The following is an 18,623-nucleotide window of genomic DNA, read 5'->3' as shown; positions in this document are numbered from 1 at the left end:
TTCTTTTTTGATTTTTTTTTTTTTTTTTTTTTTTTTTTTTTTTTTTTTTTTTTTTTTTTTCAAGCAGAAGACGGCATACGAGATTGTTGACTGTGACTGGAGTTCAGACGTGTGCTCTTCCGATCTGCGAGCGCGGCCACGCGCCGGTCGAGACGGCGTCGGCGCCCGCTGCCGCGTCGGGCGCGGCCGCGACCGTGACGGCCGCGCAGCCGCCTAAGAATCCGGTGCGCCTGCACTTCGGCCAGCTCGTGCTGCAAGGCGGCCGCGTGAACTACACCGACAACTTCATCAAGCCGAACTACACGGCCGATCTCGTGCAGATTCAGGGCACGGTGGGCGCGTTCGGCACGGAGTCGACCACGCCCGCGCCCGTCGATGTCTCGGCGAAGCTCGCAGCCAACGGGCCGATCACGATCAAGGGCACGGTGAATCCGCTGATCGCCAAGCCGTCGCTCGATCTCACGGCGAGCGCGCACGACATCGAGCTGACGAACCTCACGCCGTATTCGGCGAAGTACGCGGGCTATCCGATCACCAAGGGCAAGCTCAACGTCGACCTGCATTACCAGCTCGCCGACGATCAGCTCACGGCGAACAACCATATTTTTATCGACCAGCTGACGTTCGGCGATCACGTCCAGAACGACACGGCCACGAAGCTGCCGGTGCGGCTCGCGATCTCGCTGCTCAAGAACCGGCGCGGCGAAATCGACGTGAACATTCCGGTTTCGGGCTCGCTCGCGAATCCCGAGTTCAGCATCGGCGGACTGATCTGGAAGGCGGTGCTGAACCTGATCGCGAAGGCCGTGACCGCGCCGTTCTCGCTGCTCGCGAATGCGTTCGGCGGCAGCGGCGAGGAACTGGGCTACGTGGAGTTCGCGCCGGGCACGGCCACGCTCAGCGACGCCGACACGAAGAAGCTCGACACCATCGCCAAGGCGCTCGACGACAAGCCGTCGATCAAGATCGATTTGATCGGCCGCGTCGATCCGGCTGTCGATACGCCCGCGCTGCGCGAGCAGTACGTGGATCGTCTCGTGCGCCAGCAGAAGGTGAAGGACACCGTGGGCAACGGCGAAAGCGTGGATACGTCGGAAGTGAAGGTCGACTCGAAGGAGTACGGCAAGTATCTGGAGAAGGCCTATAAGGCGGGCGATTTCAAGAAGCCGCGCAATATGATCGGGCTGACGAAGACGCTGCCCGAGGACGATATGAAGCAGGCGCTCGCGGAACACGCGCCGGTGGACGACGCCACGCTGCGCGAGCTGGCGCAGAAGCGCGCGCAGGCGGTGCAGCAGTATTTTGAAGGGAAGGTCGATCCGAGCCGCGTGTTCGTGGTGGCGCCTAAACTCGATGCGAAGGGTATCGACGATAAGGGCGCGACGACGCGGGTGGATTTTGGGTTGAAGTAAGCCGATGAGGATGAAAAAAAGCGCGCCAATTTTGGCGCGCTTTTTTTTGTGGAATGCCGGGGAGTGGCGGTTGAATCCGTCGTTAATCAGTCAGGAAGCGATGCATGACATAGGCATCGACGTAGCCCAATTTTTTGTGGCGAAATACCTTGGGCAGCGTTCCCACAATCGAAAAGCCCAGCTTCTGCCAAAGCGCGACTGCGGCCTCATTGGTGCTGATCACAAAGTTGAATTGCATCGCCTCATAACCGGCTTTCCTGGCCTCCTGCAAGCAGTGCAATCCCAATCTCTGGCCAATACCTTTACCGCTATGTCCAGGCGAGACCATGAACGAGGCGTTGGCGACATGATTGCCCAGGTCTCGCCGGTTGGCCGTCAGTAGATACATGCCCACGATTTGCCCATCATCCTCCGCGACGTAGGAGACAACGCCAGGACCAAACCAGTAGGCGAAAGCGTCCTCGTAAGGGGTATCCGGGGCAAACACGTAAGTGGTTTCGTCACTGACAACCTGCTGAAAGATGGGCCACATGGCCTCAAAATCAGCTTTAACGGCTAAGCGAATATTCATACTGGGCGTCGTTCCTTCACTTCCACTCTCCAGGCTTAAACATAGTCGTCCGCATCGGTCCTGCCGACGAGTCGCAGTTTCTGATCGACCCAACCTTCCTGTCGTTTTTGAGTCTATCACTTAAAAAAATGACGGATGGGCTGCTCCAGAAACCACAATAGCCACTGCCGACGACCATTTCTGAAGAAAACGAATATCCGCTTCTGGCGGATTCAAGCAACAGCCGCTGTCAACGCACCGCCGCACAACCACCGAATTCAAGCCGCCTGTTTCCCAAACGCATACTTCTCGATCACCCTTGCAAGCGTAGCGAACGCGGGCTCGATATGCTCATGCGGCACACACGCATAACCCGTTAGCAATCCTTTCCTCTGCTGCTTGCCGAGATAATAAGAAGCCAGCGGCCGCACGATCACCCCCGCGTCATAAGCCGCCGCCGTGACCTCGCGATCATCGCAATGCTCGGGCAGACCTAACACGAAATGCAGCCCGGCCTCATCGCCCATCACAGGCAACGCGTCACCGAAATGCCGCGTCACCGCATCGATCAGCAATTGCCGCCGCTCGCCATACAGCGTGCGCATCCGGCGCACATGCGAAGTCAGATAACCATCCATGATGAACTCCGCGAGCACGGCCTGCTGCATCAACTGCCCCTCGCGATACAGCTCCGCCACGCCCGCGCGAAACGTGGCCGCAAGCCGCTCCGGCACCACCATATAGCCCATGCGCAAGCCCGGAAACAGCATCTTCCCCAGACTGCCCACGTAAATCACGCGATCCGATTCATCGAGCCCTTGCAGCGACGCAAGCGGCCGGCTGCCGTAACGAAATTCGCTGTCGTAATCGTCCTCGATGATCCACACTTTGTGTTGACGCGCGTATTCGAGCAACGTGCGCCGCCGCGCGAGGCTCATCACCATGCCGAGCGGATACTGATGCGACGGCGTCACGAGCGCCATGCGCGGCGGATGGCGCAGATCCGATTCGCGCGGATTCAATCCTTCGGCATCCACAGGAATCGGCGCGAGCTTGATGCCCGAGGCTTGCAGCACGCTGCGCGCGCCCCAGTAGCACGGCTCCTCGACCCACGCGCGGTCGCCGTGGTCGGCGAGCAGGCGCACGGCGAGGTCGATCGACTGATGAATACCTGTCGTGATGATGATCTGGTCCGGCGTGCAGCGCACGGAGCGCGCGACGCGCAGATAGTCGGACAACGCGCGCCGCAGCGGACGATACCCGCCGCCCGGCGCGTAGGTCAGCAGGTCGTGGCTCGCCGACTTCCAGAGCCGCGATTGCAGGCGGCTCCAGGTGCGCGCGGGAAACTCGGCTACGTCCGGCACGCCGGGCATGAACGCGCCCCATTGCTTGGCGGAGACGCCCGCTTCGTCGATCAGGCGCTGGCCGCGCACGGACATGTCGCCGCGCGGGCACGTCGCGGGTTCGGCGGAAGCGGCGCTTGGCTCGGCGCCGTCCGGCGCAGGCGCGGCGACGCGCGGGCCGACGGCGGCGGAGTCCGGGCGCGTATCGGCCACATAGGTGCCGCTGCCGGTGGTCGAGAGCACGTAGCCTTCGGCGCTCAGCTGGTCGTAGACGTGCAGCACCGTATTGCGCGCGATGCCGAGGTCGCCGGCGAGCGTGCGCGAGCTGGGCAGCTTGGTGCCGGGCGCGAGCTTGCCGGTCAGGATGGCCTGCTGCATCAGCCGCAGCAGTTGGCGGTAGACGGGTTCGACGTCGTTCTTATCAAGCTGCGCGGCCAGCCAGTCGGACAAAATGACCATGACCAAGTGGTTCCATCAGGAATAATGAAATGGCTCCATTGGATAGAGCCGGGACCGACTATAGTAATCCGCACGTCAGATCCGGTTAATGCTCGCGACAGAATTTATTTAATCGCGCCGGATCGGCGGTTCGCGGCAAGGTTCGCGGCAATACGGGAATAGAGACAGGAGACTGGGCGATGAAGCACTCGGACGTGATCGTCAGCTTTCGCGGCGTGCGCAAGACCTACGACGGCGAAACGCTGGTCGTGAAGCAACTCGATCTGGACATCTATCAGGGCGAGTTCCTGACGCTGCTGGGGCCGTCCGGCTCGGGCAAGACCACGTGTCTGATGATGCTCGCGGGCTTCGAGTTTCCCACCGGCGGCGAGATCCGCCTCGAAGGCAAGCTGCTCAACAACGTGCCGCCGCACAAGCGCGACATCGGCATGGTGTTTCAGAACTACGCGCTGTTCCCGCACATGACGGTCGAGCAGAACGTGGCGTATCCGCTGGGCGTGCGCAAGGTGCCCGCCGGCGAGCGCGCGGCGCGCGTGAACGACGCGCTCAAGATGGTGCGCATGGAAAGCTTCGCGAAGCGTTATCCGGCGCAATTGTCGGGCGGTCAGCAGCAGCGTATCGCGCTGGCGCGCGCGCTGGTGTTCCAGCCCAAGCTCGTGCTGATGGACGAGCCGCTCGGCGCGCTCGACAAGCAACTGCGCGAACATATGCAGTACGAACTGAAGTCGCTGCACGAGAAGCTCGGCGTGACCTTCGTCTACGTCACGCACGATCAGGGCGAGGCGCTCACCATGTCGGACCGCGTCGCGGTGTTCGACAAGGGCATCGTGCAGCAGCTCGACAGCGTGGACCGTCTCTATGAGTCGCCGTGCAACGAGTTCGTCGCGAACTTCATCGGCGACAGCAATCGTCTGCGCGGCAAGATCGCCTCGGTCGAAGGCGAGTTCTGCGAAATCCATCTGGCCGACGGCACGCGCCTCAAGGGCCGCAACGTCGCGGGCGCGCAAGCGGGCGCCGACGCCATCGCGTGCATCCGTCCCGAGCGCATGAAGCTCTCCGCGAATGGCGCTGTGAACGGCTCGAACGCCATCGCGGGCGAGGCGCGCAGTCTGATCTATTACGGCGACCACGTGCGCATGCGCTGCGGTCTGCCCCAGCAGGACGAGTGCTTCGTGAAGGTGCCGCTCGGCACTGAAGCGCTCGCCGGTTTCGCGCCCGGCCAGCCGGTCGCGCTCGAGTTTGCGCCCGAACATCTGCGCGTGTTCGCGTGAAGACGACCGGGCCACGCCTCTCGTGCTGAAGGGCCCGGCAAGACAAACCACCAAGGAGAAGGGACTCACCATGAAGAAGATCGGCAACATGCGCGTTGCGGCGGTCGCGGCCACGCTCGCACTCTCGTTCGGCGCGGCGCACGCGGCGGAACTCACGGTCGTGAACTTCGGCGGCGCGAATGGCAACGCGCAGAAGGCGGCCTTCAACGAGCCGTACCAGGCGCAGTCGGGCACCAAGATCACGGTCGTCGAGTACAACGGCGAGCAGGCCAAGGTCAAGGCGATGGTCGAAGCCAAGCACGTGAACTGGGACGTGGTGGAAGTCGAAACGGGCGACATCGCGCGCGGCTGCGACGAAGGCCTGTACGAGAAGCTCGACTGGTCGAAGCTCGGCAACAAGAGCGACTTCATGAAGGCCGCGCAGCAGCCGTGCGGCGCGGGCTTCTTCGTGTGGTCGACGGCGCTCGCCTATAACGCCGACAAGCTCAAGACCGCGCCCACGAGCTGGGCCGACTTCTGGGACACGAAGAAATTCCCGGGCAAGCGCGGCATGCGCAAGGGCGCGCAGTACAACCTCGAATTCGCGCTGATGGCCGACGGCGTCGCGCCGCAGGACGTCTACAAGGTGCTCTCGACGAAGGCGGGCCAGGACCGCGCGTTCAAGAAGCTCGACGAACTGAAGCCGAACATCCAGTGGTGGGAAGCGGGCGCGCAGCCGCCGCAGTTCCTCGTGGCCGGCGACGTGGTGATGTCCACGGCCTTCAACGGCCGTATCGACGCCGCGCAGCGCGAAGGCAAGAACCTCAAGGTCGTCTGGAACGGCAGCATCTACGATCTGGACTACTGGGCGATTCCGAAGGGCTCGCCGAACAAGGACGCGGCGCTCAAGTACATCGCTTACACGCTCTCGCCGAAGCCGCAGCAGGAGTACGCGAAGCACATCGCCTACGGTCCGGTGAACCAGAACGCCATCAAGGCGCTCGACGAGAAGACGCTGGCAAACCTGCCGAACTCGCCGGCCAACGGCAAGAACGCGGTGCAGCAGAACCTCACGTTCTGGACCGACCACGGCGACGAACTGGAGCAGCGCTTCGCCTCGTGGGCCGCGAAGTAACAGCCTGAATCGGCGCATGAACCGTTGAAGTATCCGTGGCGCGGCGCACCTTGCAACGAGCAGGGCGCGCCGCGCGGCAACGGAGGCAGTGCAGGAGACTTGATGTGACAACGATGACGACCGCGACCAACGTCGCCGACAACGCAGGCGAATCGAGCGCGCGCCTCAAGCGCGAACTGCGCCTCGCGCAGGCGAAGAAGCGCACGATGGCGCTGCTGCTGATCGCGCCGCTGGCGATCTTTCTGTTGCTGATTTTCGTCGTGCCGATTGCGGCGCTGCTCACGCGCGCCGTGCAGAATCCCGAAGTGGCCACCGCGCTGCCACACACGGTCGCGGCGCTGCACGGCTGGGACCGCAAGAGCGCGCCGCCCGACGCGGCCTATGCCGCGCTCGCGCAAGACCTCACGGCGGTGCAGGATGGCGACGCCATGGGCGCGCTCGCGCGCCGCCTGAACGTGGAAATCGCGGGCTACCGCTCGCTGGTGGCGAAGACCGCGCGCGCCATGCCGCTCGCCGACGACGACGGCAAGCCGCTCACGCTCACGCCCGCACAGACGCGCGCCAAAATCGTCGAACTCGACGACCGCTGGAACGACGTCGCGTACTGGCAGGCCATCGCGAAGAACAGTGGGCGCTATTCGCCGTTCTATCTGCTCGCCTCGCTCGACCACAAGCAGGACGCGTTCGGCAGCATCGTGCCCGCCGATCCCGACCAGCAGATCTACCTCTCCGTCTTCGGCCGCACCTTCGTGATCAGCGTGTTCGTCACGTTGTTCGCGCTCGCGCTCGGCTATCCGCTCGCGTACTGGATCTCGACGCTCTCCGAGCGCCGCGCGAATCTCGTGATGATCCTCGTGCTCATTCCGTTCTGGACATCGATTCTCGTGCGCGTGGCCGCGTGGATCGTGATCCTGCAAAGCGAAGGCCTCGTGAACAAGGCGCTGATCGGCACCGGCATCATTTCGTCGCCGCTCTCGCTGCTGTTCAACCGCGTGGGCGTCTATATCTCGATGACGCACATTCTGCTGCCCTTCATGGTGCTGCCGCTCTACAGCGTGATGAAGGCGATTCCGCCGACGTATCAGCGCGCGGCCGTCTCGCTCGGCAGCCATCCGTTCGCGGCCTTCTGGCGCGTGTACGTGCCGCAGACCTATCCGGGCATCGGCGCGGGCGTGCTGCTCGTGTTCATCCTCTCGATCGGCTACTACATCACGCCCGCGCTGCTCGGCGGTCCGGCCGACCAGATGGTGAGCTACTACGTGGCGTACTTCACGAACGTGTCGATCAACTGGGGCATGGCGTGCTCGCTCGGCGCGCTGCTGCTCGCGGCCACGACCGTGCTGTATTTCGTCTACGTGCGCTTCACGCGCACGAACCTGAGCCTCGGCTAACGGAGGCCACGTCATGAAATTCGCGAAACCGCTTTTTGCGCCGCATACGTCGGGCATCGAACGCATCTGGTACTTCACGCTGCGCGGCCTCGCCGTGCTCACGCTGCTGTATCTGATCCTGCCCGTGCTGGCGATCGTGCCGCTGTCGTTCTCGTCGAGCACCTTCCTCGTCTATCCGATTCCGGGCTGGTCGATGCGCTGGTACGAAAACCTCGTGATGTCCGACGAGTGGCGCATGGCCGCGAAAAACAGCTTCATCGTCGGGCCGCTCGCCACCGTGGTGGCCACGGTGCTCGGCACGCTCGCGGCCATCGGTCTGAACAAGGCCGACTTCCGCGGCAAGTCGGTGCTGATGGCGATCCTCATTTCGCCGATGATCGTGCCGGTGGTGGTCGTGGGCGTCGGCATGTATCTGTTCTTCGCGCCGCTCGGCCTCGCCAACACGTATATCGGGCTGATTCTCGCGCACGCGTCGCTGGGCGTGCCCTTCGTGGTGACGACGGTGTCGGCCACGCTCGCGGGCTTCAATCACAATCTCGTGCGCGCGAGCCTCTCGCTGGGCGCGAATCCGGTGACGACGTTCTTCCGCATCACGCTGCCCGTGATCGCGCCGGGCGTGATTTCGGGCGCGCTGTTCGCGTTCGCGACTTCGTTCGACGAAGTGGTCGTCACGCTGTTCCTCGCGGGCGCCGATCAGACGACGCTGCCGCGTCAGATGTTCACCGGCATCCGCGAAAACATCAGCCCGACGATTGCCGCGCTCGCGACGATCCTGATCGTGTTTTCGACCTGCCTGCTGCTGGCGCTCGAATGGCTGCGCGGGCGTAATGCAGCGCGTGCGGTCAAGGCCTGAAAACACCATAAAACAAGTGGTGAAATAGAAAAAGCGGCGCAGATGCGCCGCTTTTTCATTAGCCGACACACACACTCGATTGCGTCATGCGCCCAGGCTGGCGGGCACGCGCCGCTTCACCCAACGCGTGGCTTCGTCATAGGCATTCGCGAGTTGCAGCACGGCGAAATCGGCGCGCGGCTTGCCGATCAGTTGCAGACCCATCGGCTGGCCCTGCGCGTTGAAGCCGGCCGGCACGCTGACCACGGGCAGGCCCGCGAGACTCGCGCCGATCACCACTTCCATCCAGCGGTGATACGTGTCCATCGCGCGGCCCGCAATCGACTTCGGCCAATGCTCGTTCGCATCGAAGGCGAACAGTTGCGCGCTCGGCAGCGCCAGATAATCGTAGCGTTCGAACAGCGCGAGCAGCGCGTTGTACCACTGGCTGCGCGCGACCGACGCGTTCCATACGTCCTCGCCCGAGAGCGCGAGCCCGCCTTCCACTTCCCATTGCGCTTCCGGCTTGAGCAGCGCGCGCTTCGCCGGGTCGCGCCAGAGCGCGCCGAGCGTGCCCGCCACGGAGAAGTGGCGCAGCGTGCGCCAGCAATCCCAGAGCTTTTCCATCGGATAGTCGGGACGCGCGGCCTCGACCGCGCAGCCGATCGCGCCGAAGTCCTTGAGCGCCGTCTCGCAGAGCGCGAGCACGCCGTCCTGCATCGGCAGATAGCCGCCGTAGTCGCCGAGCCAGCCGATGCGCGTGCCGCCGAAATCGCGCGCGAGCGGCGCGGTGAACTGCGCGGGATCGTCGCCGAGCGAGAGCGGCGCGCGCGCGTCGTAGCCCGCTTGCGTCGCGAGCAGCATGGCGAGGTCGGGCACGCTGCGGCCCATCGGCCCCGCGCTGCCGAGCTGGTTGTAGAACAGATCGACGGCGGGCGCGTTGGGCACGCGGCCTTGCGACGGACGGCAGCCGAACACGTTGTTCCAGCCCGCGGGATTGCGCAGCGAGCCCATCATGTCGCTGCCGTCGGCGACCGGCAGCATGCGCAGCGCCAGCGCGACGGCGCTGCCGCCGCTGCTGCCGCCCGCGCTGCGGCTCGGATCGTAGGCGTTGAGCGTCGTGCCGAACACCGTGTTGTAGGTGTGCGAGCCGAGCCCGAACTCCGGCGAATTGGTCTTGCCGATAAAGATCGCGCCTTGCGCGCGCAGTCGGGCGACCATCAGCGCGTCGGCCTTCGGCACTTCGTCGCGGAAGATCGGCGAGCCTTGCGTCGAGACGATGCCCGCCGTCGCCGAGAGATCCTTCGGCGCTTGCGGGATGCCGTGCAGCCAGCCGAGATGCTCGCCGCGCGCGAGCTGCGCGTCGCGCTCGTCCGCTTCGGCCAGCAGCGCGCCGCGTTCGCGCATCGACACGATGGCATTGGCCGGCGTGTTCACGCGCGCGATGTGGTCGAGGAAGGCCTGCATCACTTCGCGGCACGAGACCTTGCGCAGGCGGATCCATTGCGATAGTTCGAGCGCGTCGGCGGCGACGATGTCGTGCGGCGTGAGCGGGGCGGAGGAGGGCAATGCCTGATTCATGCGTGACTCTCGGTGAAGATGGTGACGGATGGGGCGGCTGGAGCGGGGTCCGGTTCATTGTCGCCTGGCCCGCGTGCGAGCGAAAGCGCACGGCTGGTTGCCGCGTGAATCAACGGTTGCCGCCTGGCGCGCTTCGCCGGTTTGCGCCGTCTGCTCGGTTTGCACTGTCTGCGCCGTTTGCATTTTGTAATCGCGGTGACGACAATAGCGCCTCTCGCGGATCGGGCAGCCCCGGAATTGGGGCGCATGCGCCGCCGCGAAAACGGAAACAACGCGCGAGAGCGCCGCACGAGCACGCGCCGACCGCAGGAATGTTCAAGCCAGACGCCCGGACGGCGTGCCAGGCTTCGTTCTCGTCGCTTGATTGAAGATCTGGTTGAAGGAAAGGTAATGAGTAGTTTGTATTCGCCCTCGGTGGCATCGCGCGCCTCGCTGGTCCGCGCCGAAATGGCCCGAGGGATGCGCGCCGCGCTGCCCGTGATGCTGGGTTTCGTGCCGTTCGCGCTCGTGCTGGGCGCGCAGGCCGCCCAGAAAGGCCTCAGCGCCCTCGAAGTGCCGATGATGACGGGGATGAATTTCGCGGGCGGCTCGGAATTCACGGCCGTGCGCCTGTGGACTTCGCCGCCGCATATCGCGCTGATCGTCCTGATGTCGGTGCTCGTGAACGCGCGCCATATCCTGATGGGCGCCGCGCTCGCGCCCCGCATGCGCCACGTGCCGCTGCCGCGCGCGCTGGCGGCGCTGTTCCTGATGTGCGACGAGAGCTGGGCGCTCGCGCTCGCCGATGCCAACGCGCGCAAGCACGAATCCATCAGCCTCGCCTACTACCTGGGCGCGGCCGTGAACCTGTGGCTCACCTGGGTGGCGTTCACGGCGCTCGGCGCCGTCTTCGGTCCGGTGCTCGGCGACGTGGAGCGCTACGGCTTCGACATGGCCTTCACGGCCGTTTTCCTCGTGCTGCTCAAGGGCATGTGGAAGGGCGCGCGCGCATCGAGCCCGTGGTTCGTGAGCCTCGTGGTGGCGGGCATCACGTACCGGCTGGTGCCGGGCGCGTGGTATGTCGCGGCGGGCGCGTGCGCCGGTCTGCTGGCGGCGGTCGCGATGGAGAAGCGCGATGCTTGACTGGACCACCGCATTGACCATCGTGCTGATGGCCGCGTCGACTTACGCGACGCGCGTGGTCGGTTTCATCGTGCTGCGCGACCGCACGCTGAGCCCGCGCATGCAGGCCATCATGCAGAACGTGCCGGGCTGCGTGCTGATTTCGGTGATCGCGCCCGCGTTCGTCTCCAGCCGTCCCGCCGATCTGCTCGGCCTCGCGGTGACGCTCGTCGCCGCCATGCGGCTTTCGCTGTTGCCGACGGTTGTGATCGGCGTGGTGGCGACGGGGCTGCTGCGCCACTTCGTCGGTTGAACGCGTGATTCGAGCGTCGGCGCGCTACTCCGTATCGCCCGTGAACCAGCGGTAATACGGGTTGTGCGGATCGGCGCCGATCACCTGCTCGATCGACTGCGACCAGCCATCGCGATTGCCCGAGTACGCGTCGAGCGACGCGTGATAGAAGGTTTCGAGCACCGCGCCCTGTTGCGCCAGATCCGCGAGAAAGGCCGCGTCGGCGCCGACGAGCGGCGGCGTGCTGCGTAACTCCATCATGTGCGAGAGCGTCTGCGGAAACGCCTCGCGGCGCGGCCAGCGTGCGTATTCGATGCGCGGACGGTCGTCGGTGACCGGGCGCGCGTCGGCGGCGTAGTATTCGAGTCCCGCGCGATCGGTTACGTAAGTCGCGAGCAACGCGGCCGGCGACGCGATGCCGACCGCGCGCAATGCTTCGGAAACAGAAGGATTCTCGAAGCGTGCGCGAATGCGCGGCACGTTCAGTTCGATCGGCTGCATCGAGCCGATCAGCAGCGTTTCGTGCAGTTCCGTGGTCCAGAGCGTGGCATACGGAAACACCTGCGTGAAGCTGCGGATCAGCGCGCGCGTATCGTCCTCGTTCTGCGTGGCGAGCGGCAGCCATTGCGCGACCAGTCCGCCCGGCTGCAAACGCGCCGCCGCGAGCGCGTAGAAGTCGGTCGAATAGAGATTGGCGACGCCTGCTGCCGAAGGCGGCGGCGGTTCCAGCGTGATCAGGTCGTAACGCTGCGCGCTCGACAGCAGTTCGCGGCGGCCGTCGCGCGTGTGGATCTGCACGCGCGGGTCGCGCGTCACGTCGAAGTTGCCCGCGAAACGCGGCGCGGCCCGTACCACGGCGGGCAGCAATTCGGCGATCACGCGTTGTTCGAGGCCCGGATACGCGAGCAGCGCGCCGCCCGTGATGCCGGTGCCAAGGCCGATCACGAGCGCGGAACGCGGCGTCTGCCGGTCGATCAGCAGCGGCAGCAGCGCTTGCAGACGCATATAGCGCTGCGAGGTCATCGCATCGCCGGAATTCGATACGCCCTGAATGTAGAGACGCTTGAAGCGATGCTCGCCCGCGCTTTGTTCGAGTACGGCGACGGTCGATCCGGCGCTCTCCTCGTAGGCGCTCAGCGTGCCGCCGTGCGTGCGCGCGAGCAGCGTGGCGAAGCGGTCGGGCGGCGTGAGCAGCGCGGCGCAGGCGGTGCCGAGCACAAGCGCACCGACGGCCCAGCGTCCCACGCGGCGCACGTCCGGTCCGTTGATGACGGCGATCACGCCGAGCGCCGCCGCCGCGATCGCCAGCACGGCGAGCGCGCGGACGAGGCCGAGCGCGGGCACCAGCACGAAGCCCGCGAGCACGGCGCCCGCGATGCCGCCCGCCGTGTTGAGCGCGAGCAGCGCGCCGACGCTGTGGCCCACGCGCCCGCGTTGCGCACCGAGTCGCACGGCGAACGGAAAGGCCGCGCCGAGCAGCAAGGTCGGCACGAACACGACGACCAGCGCCGCGAGCGCGAAGCGCGCGCACATCGCGGCGAGCAGGCTGCCGGTGTGGCTCATGACCGTCTGCGCGAGTTGGGTTTGCGCGTGCGGCAGCCATGCGCCGATGGCGGCGATCTCCAGCAAGGCGACGAGTCCCGCCGCAACGATCAGCGTGGCGAAGCGGCTCCACGGATCGCTTGTGCGCGCGGCGTGACGGCTCGCGCAGGCGCTGCCGAGCGCGAGGCCGAGCAGATAGGTCGCGAGCACGACCGAAAACGCGAACGCGCGCGTGCTGATGAACTGCACGATGGCCTGCGACCAGACCACTTCGTAGCCGAGCGCCACGCCGCCCGCGAGCGCGTAGAGCGTGACGGCGAGGCGCGCGGCGGCGGTGTTGGTATCGGCATCGTTGACGGTGCTGGCGGCGGTTGCGCCTGCCGCCGACGTTGCCGACGTTGCTGTCATTGCTGAAAACGTCGCCGCATTCCCGCGCGCAAGCAGCAAGGCCACGCCGCCCGCGACGGCATTGAGCAGCGCGGCGGCGCACGCACTCATCTGCACGCCGAGCAACGGAATCAAAACGAACGATGCGGCAAGCGTGCCGAGCACCGCGCCCGCCGTGTTCGCCGCGTAGAGCCAGCCGCCGCGTTTCGCCACGCCGTTCGCGCCGCCTTGCCGAGCGTCGCCGATTACGCGCGCGAGCACGGGGAGCGTGCCGCCCATCGGAATCGCAGGCAGGCCGACGAGCAAGAACGGCACGACCCACGCGAGCGCGCCCGCGCGCGCCTCGATCGCCGCGAACGGCGCGGCGGCATGCGCGAGACCGAAAGTCGCGAGCGGCGCGAGCACGAGCGTCGCGGCTTCGAGCAGCGCATAGAGGCGCAACGGATGCGCGTTGCGGTCGGCGCGCGCGCCGAACAGCGCGCTGCCGAGCGCGAGACCGCCAAAGAACGCGCTCACGCCGGTCGTCACCGCATGAACGTCGATGCCGACGACGAGCGCGAGCTGCCTGACCCAAAGCACCTGATACACCAGCGCCGCGCAGCCCGAGAAAAACAGCAGCAACGCGAGCGACACCGGCGACGCCAGAGCGCGCGTCTGCACAGGATCGAAGGCGGCGGCCTTGACTGCATCGCGACGCCGTTCGCGGCGCGCGGCTTGATCGGGGGAAGTCGAGACTGGGATCATCGGCGGACGTAACTTGAGGCCGGGCGCACGCGGCCTGCACGCGCGCCCGGCGGGAGCGGCCCTTACTGCTGACCGCGTTTCTTGAAGGCTTCGTCGATCTTCTGGTCGACCTGCTTGCGCACCTGGTCGATGCTGAAGCTCGCGGGCCGCTGGCTCGGCGGATACGCCACGAAGGTCTGCAGGAACACGCTCGCCTTCATCGTCGCGATGGCCGTGAGGTACGAGTTCTTCGCGAGCCAGTCGTTGTACTGGTCGGACGTGATGTCCGCGCGTTCGTACGGGTCCATGCGCAGATTGAAGATCTTCGGCACGCGCAGGCAGACGAACGGGTCCTGCCAGATGTTGAAATTGCCCGGCGCGCGCTGCTCGCAGAACACCGCCTTCCACGCCATGCCGTCCGAATCCCAGCGCATCGCGACGAGTTCGCCATCGTCGTTGAAGTAGTAGAACTCGGTGCGCGGATCCTTGTTCGTCTTGCCCGTGAGGAAGGGCAGCTGGTCGTAGCCGTCGAGGTGAACCTTGAAGTTCGTGCCGCCGCCCTTGGGCGTCCAGCCCTTGAGCAGACGATCCTTCACGCCCGCGTCGCCGGCCGCGTCGAGCAGCGTCGGGAACCAGTCCATGCCCGAGAACATCTGGTTCGAGACTTCACCCGGCTTGATGTGGCCCGGCCAGCGCACCATCGCGGGCACGCGGAACGCGCCTTCCCAGTTCGAGTCCTTCTCGCTGCGGAACGGCGAGACGGCGGCGTCGGGCCAGGTGAATTCGTTCGGACCGTTGTCGGTCGTGTAGACGACGATGGTGTTGTTGGTGATCTTCAAGTCGTCGAGCAGCTTGAGCAGTTTGCCGACGTCCTGATCGTGCTCCCACATGCCGTCGGCGTACTCGTTGCCGGGCATGCCGCTCTTGCCGCGGAACTCGGGCCGCACGTGCGTGTAGATGTGCATGCGCGTGAAGTTCATCCACACGAAGAACGGCTTGTTGGCCTTCACCTGACGCTGGATGAAATCGGCCGCCTTCGCGCCGGTTTCGTCGTCGATCGTTTCCATGCGCTTCGTGTTGAGCGGGCCGAGATCCTGCACCTTGCCGTCGGCCGTGCTGTGGATGATGCCGCGCGGCGAAAAGTTCTTCACGTACGGATCGTTCTTGTCCTTCGGCCAGTACGGGCGCTCGGGTTCTTCCTCGGCGTTCAGGTGATACAGGTTGCCGTAGAACTCGTCGAAGCCGTGACTGGTCGGCAGATATTCGTTTCGGTCACCCAGGTGATTTTTGCCGAACTGGCCGGTGGCGTAGCCGAGCGGCTTGAGCGCCTGCGCGATGGTGATGTCGCCCTTTTGCAGCCCGACGGCCGCGCCCGGCGCACCCACTTTCGAGAGTCCGGTGCGCAGCGGAGACTGACCGGTGATGAACGACGAACGGCCCGCCGTGCAGCTGTTTTCGCCGTAGTAGTCGGTGAACATCATGCCTTCGTGCGCGATGCGGTCGATGTTCGGCGTGCGATAGCCGACCAGACCCTGCGTATAGGCGCTCACGTTGCCGACGCCGATATCGTCGCCGAAGATCACGAGGATATTGGGCTTGCCCGAGTTCTGCGCGGGCGGCGGCGTGGCCGGTTTTTGCGGCGGTTGTGCCGGTTTCGCGGGCTGCGTGGTCTGCGCCGGGGAAAGCGTGGGCGGCGCGACGATCAACACCGCGCACACCGCGCCGAGTGCGAGCAAGGACCCCCATGTTGCGATGCGTTTTCTGCTTGGCAATCTTGTCATCGTTATGCTCCGGTGCCAGGGGCGATTCGGTCATGCCGCCTGCCTGCGCGGGCGGTCCGGCTGCTGCACGCTTGCTGTTACGGATTCGCCGGCTTCGGTGGATTCGTCGAGCCTGTCGAGCTTGTGGAGTTCGCCGGGTTTGTCGGCTCAGGCGTGCGGTAGACGGTGCTCCAGTCCTCCTTCATGCTCACGACGATCCAGCCGCGCGCGTTCGCTTCATCCCAGGCCTTGTCGAGCCGCGCCCATTTCGAGGCGCGGTCGTAGGCGAATTCGCGTTCGGCGTCGTCGTGATGCAGAAGCAGTTCGAGCGTCTCGCCGGGCGACGACGCCGTGTATTCGAGCATCTCGCGGTCGCCGTCCGAGTTGCCGAACGCGAGGATCGGGCGGCGGCCGATGGCGCGGTAGATGGCGACCGGCTTGCCCGCGCCGTCGTTGACGAAGTCGAAGCCCGGCTCGCGCACGAGCGCGGCATGGCCGTCGCGCGCGCTGTACCGCAGGCGCTCCGTGCTGCCGATCACCTGTTCGGGCGCGATGCCATAGGCGTCTTCGGTCCACACGCGCATGAACTCGCTGGTGCCGCCCGAAACGATGTAGACCTTGAAGCCGTTGGCGCGCAGCAGCGCGAGCAGTTCGAGCTGCGGCTGATAGACGAGGTCCGTATAAAGCCGGTCGAACTTCGGATGCCGCGCGTTCGCGAGCCACGCGTGGATCGTCGCGTCGTAGGCGTCGGTCGTCATGCCGCTGTTGGCCTCGGAAAGCAATTGCAGAAACGCTTTCTGATTGCGGGCGAGCGCCGCGTCGTCGTGCGCGAGCAGCGCACGGTACGCGGGATTGCGCCGCCATTGCGGATGATGCGGCGCGGCGGCCTTGAGCTGATCGGTCATGAACATCAGCTGGAACGGCTGCGGCTGTTCGCTCCAGAGCGTGCCGTCGTTGTCGAACACGGCGATGCGCGCCTCGGGCGCGACGTAGGTGGGCGAGCCGGGGCGCGTGACGTCGCCGATGAACTTGAGGATCGCGGCGCGTGCGTTGCTGTCCTGCCACGAAGGTAGCGCCGACGCGGACGGCTGAATCGCCGACGTCTGCGCGGACGCATCGCTCGCGGCCGGCGCGCCGTGCTGGCTCGCGCAGCCCGCGATCAGCAGGCTGGCGGCGAGCAGGGCGGCGCAAAGTCGGCGTGCGCGGGCGTTCCGTCGTGGTGGCGTGGCGGGCATCGAGGTCATCGGAGGCTGCCTGTCTCTCGTTCGGGTTGTGGTTGTCTGCGCAACGATCTCAGCGTGATGCGCGTTTCAGCTGCCGCTCGGCGCCGCGCTCGCGGCGCGCGCCTTCAACTGCGGATCCTTCCAGGCGCTTTCGTCCATCACGAGGCGAAAGCCCAGATGCGACATGCTGTTGTACGGATCGGTGCCGCGCCGCGCGCTCGGGCGATAGCTCAGGCAGTAGGCTTCGTTGCAGAGGAACGAGCCGCCGCGCGTGACGCGCTTGGGCGCTTCGACCGGCACGCCGGGATCGGCGGGGTCCCACGAACTGGACGGGCCATGCGGATTGTCGACGACGCTGGGCGAGGCCTCGCGGCGGAACGCGTCGGCGCGATACCAGTCGGCGACCCATTGCCAGGCGTTGCCGGTCATGTCGGAGAGGCCGTAGGCATTGGCGGGAAAGCTGCCGACCGGACTCGTGCCGATCGCGCCGCCCGCTTTCGCGCTCACCACCGGGAACGGCTGCGCCTGTTGGCCTTGCCACACGTTCGCCATCTGCTTGCCGCCCGGCGCGAAGTCGTTGCCCCAGGCGTAGGTGGCCTGATCGAGCCCGCCGCGCGCGGCGAATTCCCATTCGGCCTCGGTGGGCAGGCGCTCGCCCGCCCACTTCGCATAGGCCTGCGCGTCCTCGTACGAGACCTGCACGACGGGATGATCGTCCTTGCCCGCGAGGCTGCTCTGCGGACCTTCGGGATGACGCCAGTTCGCGCCCGGCACGTAGCGCCACCAGCGCGAGTAATCGGCGAGCGACACGGGCTGGTCGGTGCCGACGAACACCATCGCGCCGGGCACGAGCTGGCTGTCGGGCGGACGCGCCGTGCCGGGCGGCAGCTGCACCTTGAGCGTGTCCCAGTCGGGCTTGCGCTCGGCCGTGGTGACGTAGCCCGTGGCCTCGACGAACTTGCGGAATTCGGCGTTCGTGACGTGATGCGCGTCCATCCAGAAGCCGTGCACGCGCACCGCGTGCGCGGGCCGCTCGTTGGGCTGCGCCTGACGCGCGTCGCTGCCCATCTGGAATTCGCCGCCGGGCACCCACACCATGCCGCGCGGCCCGTTCACGCCGTTGCCGCGCACGACCTCGATGGACGCGACGCTCGCGCCCGCGTGTGCGCGCACGTTGAGCGTCCAGCCGACGCCGCCGCCCGCAAGCGCCGGCACGAGCACGAGCCCGGCGCCCCATAGCAGCAAACGGCGGCGCGCGCCGTCACGCGCGACACCTTGCGATGCCGCGGCCTTGCCCGTTCCAACGATGACGCGATCCTGAGTAGCCATGAGATGTCCGGCAATGGCGCGCTGCAATAAAGCCCAATATGGGCGGATATGGCAGGCGTCAAATTGAAATGCTAATGGCAATGGCGTATTCGATGCCGATTGAATCAAATGCAATTCGCATTGCTAATTCATGCTCGAATACCATGAATAACATAATTCAAAGGAAAGGGCGTTTCATTGTTCAAGGCGAAAAAACATGCGTGTCACAGCAGTGAAATCGCCTCGGGTGCAATTAGGCTAACATTATTTTGGGAATCTTTCATACAACTTGCGATGTTAGATAACAAATTAATGGGCGCATGAGGCAGCGCAT

Annotated in this window: 13 protein-coding genes and 1 pseudogene; 7 read left to right on the top strand and 7 right to left on the bottom strand. The window is 65.5% G+C overall.

From position 1 onward, the window contains the following. Window positions 1-167: 167 nt before the first annotated feature. Window positions 168-1,412, top strand: a pseudogene (locus tag LDO54_RS27080) (DUF748 domain-containing protein); the annotation flags it as partial. Between the two features lie 82 nt (window positions 1,413-1,494). On the opposite strand, the gene LDO54_RS27075 reads toward LDO54_RS27080, so the two are convergent. Then, window positions 1,495-1,983, bottom strand: a complete 489-nt coding sequence (locus LDO54_RS27075; protein WP_224013769.1) for a GNAT family N-acetyltransferase — start codon at window positions 1,981-1,983, stop codon at window positions 1,495-1,497. A gap of 257 nt (window positions 1,984-2,240) precedes the next feature. After that, on the bottom strand, window positions 2,241-3,770 hold the full coding sequence (locus LDO54_RS27070; RefSeq protein WP_224013767.1) for a PLP-dependent aminotransferase family protein: 1,530 nt from the start codon (window positions 3,768-3,770) through the stop codon (window positions 2,241-2,243). 173 nt (window positions 3,771-3,943) lie between these two features. Between LDO54_RS27070 and LDO54_RS27065 the strand changes: the two genes are divergently transcribed. The 4 genes from LDO54_RS27065 to LDO54_RS27050 all read left to right on the top strand — a co-directional run bounded on the left by LDO54_RS27065 (window position 3,944) and on the right by LDO54_RS27050 (window position 8,393). Then, on the top strand, window positions 3,944-5,035 hold the full coding sequence (locus tag LDO54_RS27065; protein WP_224013765.1) for an ABC transporter ATP-binding protein: 1,092 nt from the start codon (window positions 3,944-3,946) through the stop codon (window positions 5,033-5,035). An 88-nt stretch (window positions 5,036-5,123) separates the two neighbouring features. Then, window positions 5,124-6,149 (top strand): ABC transporter substrate-binding protein, encoded by a 1,026-nt coding sequence (locus LDO54_RS27060; RefSeq protein ID WP_224013785.1) that lies wholly within the window; start codon window positions 5,124-5,126, stop codon window positions 6,147-6,149. A 113-nt stretch (window positions 6,150-6,262) separates the two neighbouring features. Further along, window positions 6,263-7,540 (top strand): ABC transporter permease, encoded by a 1,278-nt coding sequence (locus LDO54_RS27055; protein ID WP_224013783.1) that lies wholly within the window; start codon window positions 6,263-6,265, stop codon window positions 7,538-7,540. Window positions 7,541-7,553: 13 nt separating this feature from the next. Beyond that, window positions 7,554-8,393, top strand: a complete 840-nt coding sequence (locus LDO54_RS27050; protein WP_224013763.1) for an ABC transporter permease — start codon at window positions 7,554-7,556, stop codon at window positions 8,391-8,393. A gap of 84 nt (window positions 8,394-8,477) precedes the next feature. Here the strand turns inward: LDO54_RS27050 and LDO54_RS27045 are convergent, their stop codons facing one another. Beyond that, window positions 8,478-9,953: an amidase gene (locus LDO54_RS27045; protein ID WP_224013761.1), complete on the bottom strand. Its 1,476-nt coding sequence runs from the start codon at window positions 9,951-9,953 to the stop codon at window positions 8,478-8,480. A 390-nt stretch (window positions 9,954-10,343) separates the two neighbouring features. Between LDO54_RS27045 and LDO54_RS27040 the strand changes: the two genes are divergently transcribed. Together LDO54_RS27040 and LDO54_RS27035 are read left to right on the top strand one after the other, a co-directional pair. Next, window positions 10,344-11,075, top strand: coding sequence for an AzlC family ABC transporter permease (locus LDO54_RS27040; RefSeq protein ID WP_224013759.1), 732 nt, complete (start codon window positions 10,344-10,346; stop codon window positions 11,073-11,075). Next, a complete protein-coding gene (locus LDO54_RS27035; RefSeq protein WP_224013757.1) occupies window positions 11,068-11,367 on the top strand; it encodes an AzlD family protein in 300 nt (99 codons plus the stop codon). The genes LDO54_RS27040 and LDO54_RS27035 overlap by 8 nt, the downstream gene beginning before the upstream one ends. A 24-nt stretch (window positions 11,368-11,391) precedes the next feature. On the opposite strand, the gene LDO54_RS27030 is transcribed toward LDO54_RS27035, so the two are convergent. From LDO54_RS27030 to LDO54_RS27015, 4 genes are all read right to left on the bottom strand, one after another. Beyond that, the gene (locus LDO54_RS27030; protein ID WP_224013755.1) at window positions 11,392-14,019 is read right to left on the bottom strand and encodes a fused MFS/spermidine synthase; all 2,628 of its coding nucleotides are present in this window, start codon (window positions 14,017-14,019) and stop codon (window positions 11,392-11,394) included. A 62-nt stretch (window positions 14,020-14,081) separates the two neighbouring features. Continuing rightward, a complete protein-coding gene (locus tag LDO54_RS27025) occupies window positions 14,082-15,779 on the bottom strand; it encodes an arylsulfatase (RefSeq protein WP_224013753.1) in 1,698 nt (565 codons plus the stop codon). A 77-nt stretch (window positions 15,780-15,856) separates the two neighbouring features. Then, window positions 15,857-16,993, bottom strand: a complete 1,137-nt coding sequence (locus tag LDO54_RS27020) for an HAD family hydrolase (protein WP_224013781.1) — start codon at window positions 16,991-16,993, stop codon at window positions 15,857-15,859. A gap of 75 nt (window positions 16,994-17,068) precedes the next feature. Next, a complete protein-coding gene (locus tag LDO54_RS27015; protein ID WP_224013751.1) occupies window positions 17,069-18,310 on the bottom strand; it encodes a formylglycine-generating enzyme family protein in 1,242 nt (413 codons plus the stop codon). Window positions 18,311-18,623 lie beyond the last annotated feature (313 nt).

The sequence above is a fragment of the Paraburkholderia tropica genome (assembly GCF_914484835.1).
Lineage (GTDB): Bacteria > Pseudomonadota > Gammaproteobacteria > Burkholderiales > Burkholderiaceae > Paraburkholderia > Paraburkholderia tropica_A.
The sequence above is the reverse complement of the archived record's forward strand: the minus strand, read 5'-3'. Positions and strand labels throughout refer to the sequence as shown.

What these genes read in the sequence shown, in the direction of transcription:
- LDO54_RS27075 (WP_224013769.1), bottom strand. Translation starts at nt 1,983, where the DNA reads ATGAATATTCGCTTAGCCGTTAAAGCTGATTTTGAGGCCATGTGGCCC.
- LDO54_RS27065 (WP_224013765.1), top strand. Translation starts at nt 3,944, where the DNA reads ATGAAGCACTCGGACGTGATCGTCAGCTTTCGCGGCGTGCGCAAGACC.
- LDO54_RS27060 (WP_224013785.1), top strand. Translation starts at nt 5,124, where the DNA reads ATGCGCGTTGCGGCGGTCGCGGCCACGCTCGCACTCTCGTTCGGCGCG.
- LDO54_RS27055 (WP_224013783.1), top strand. Translation starts at nt 6,263, where the DNA reads ATGACGACCGCGACCAACGTCGCCGACAACGCAGGCGAATCGAGCGCG.
- LDO54_RS27050 (WP_224013763.1), top strand. Translation starts at nt 7,554, where the DNA reads ATGAAATTCGCGAAACCGCTTTTTGCGCCGCATACGTCGGGCATCGAA.
- LDO54_RS27045 (WP_224013761.1), bottom strand. Translation starts at nt 9,953, where the DNA reads ATGAATCAGGCATTGCCCTCCTCCGCCCCGCTCACGCCGCACGACATC.
- LDO54_RS27040 (WP_224013759.1), top strand. Translation starts at nt 10,344, where the DNA reads ATGAGTAGTTTGTATTCGCCCTCGGTGGCATCGCGCGCCTCGCTGGTC.
- LDO54_RS27035 (WP_224013757.1), top strand. Translation starts at nt 11,068, where the DNA reads ATGCTTGACTGGACCACCGCATTGACCATCGTGCTGATGGCCGCGTCG.
- LDO54_RS27030 (WP_224013755.1), bottom strand. Translation starts at nt 14,019, where the DNA reads ATGATCCCAGTCTCGACTTCCCCCGATCAAGCCGCGCGCCGCGAACGG.
- LDO54_RS27025 (WP_224013753.1), bottom strand. Translation starts at nt 15,779, where the DNA reads ATGACAAGATTGCCAAGCAGAAAACGCATCGCAACATGGGGGTCCTTG.
- LDO54_RS27020 (WP_224013781.1), bottom strand. Translation starts at nt 16,993, where the DNA reads ATGCCCGCCACGCCACCACGACGGAACGCCCGCGCACGCCGACTTTGC.
- LDO54_RS27015 (WP_224013751.1), bottom strand. Translation starts at nt 18,310, where the DNA reads ATGGCTACTCAGGATCGCGTCATCGTTGGAACGGGCAAGGCCGCGGCA.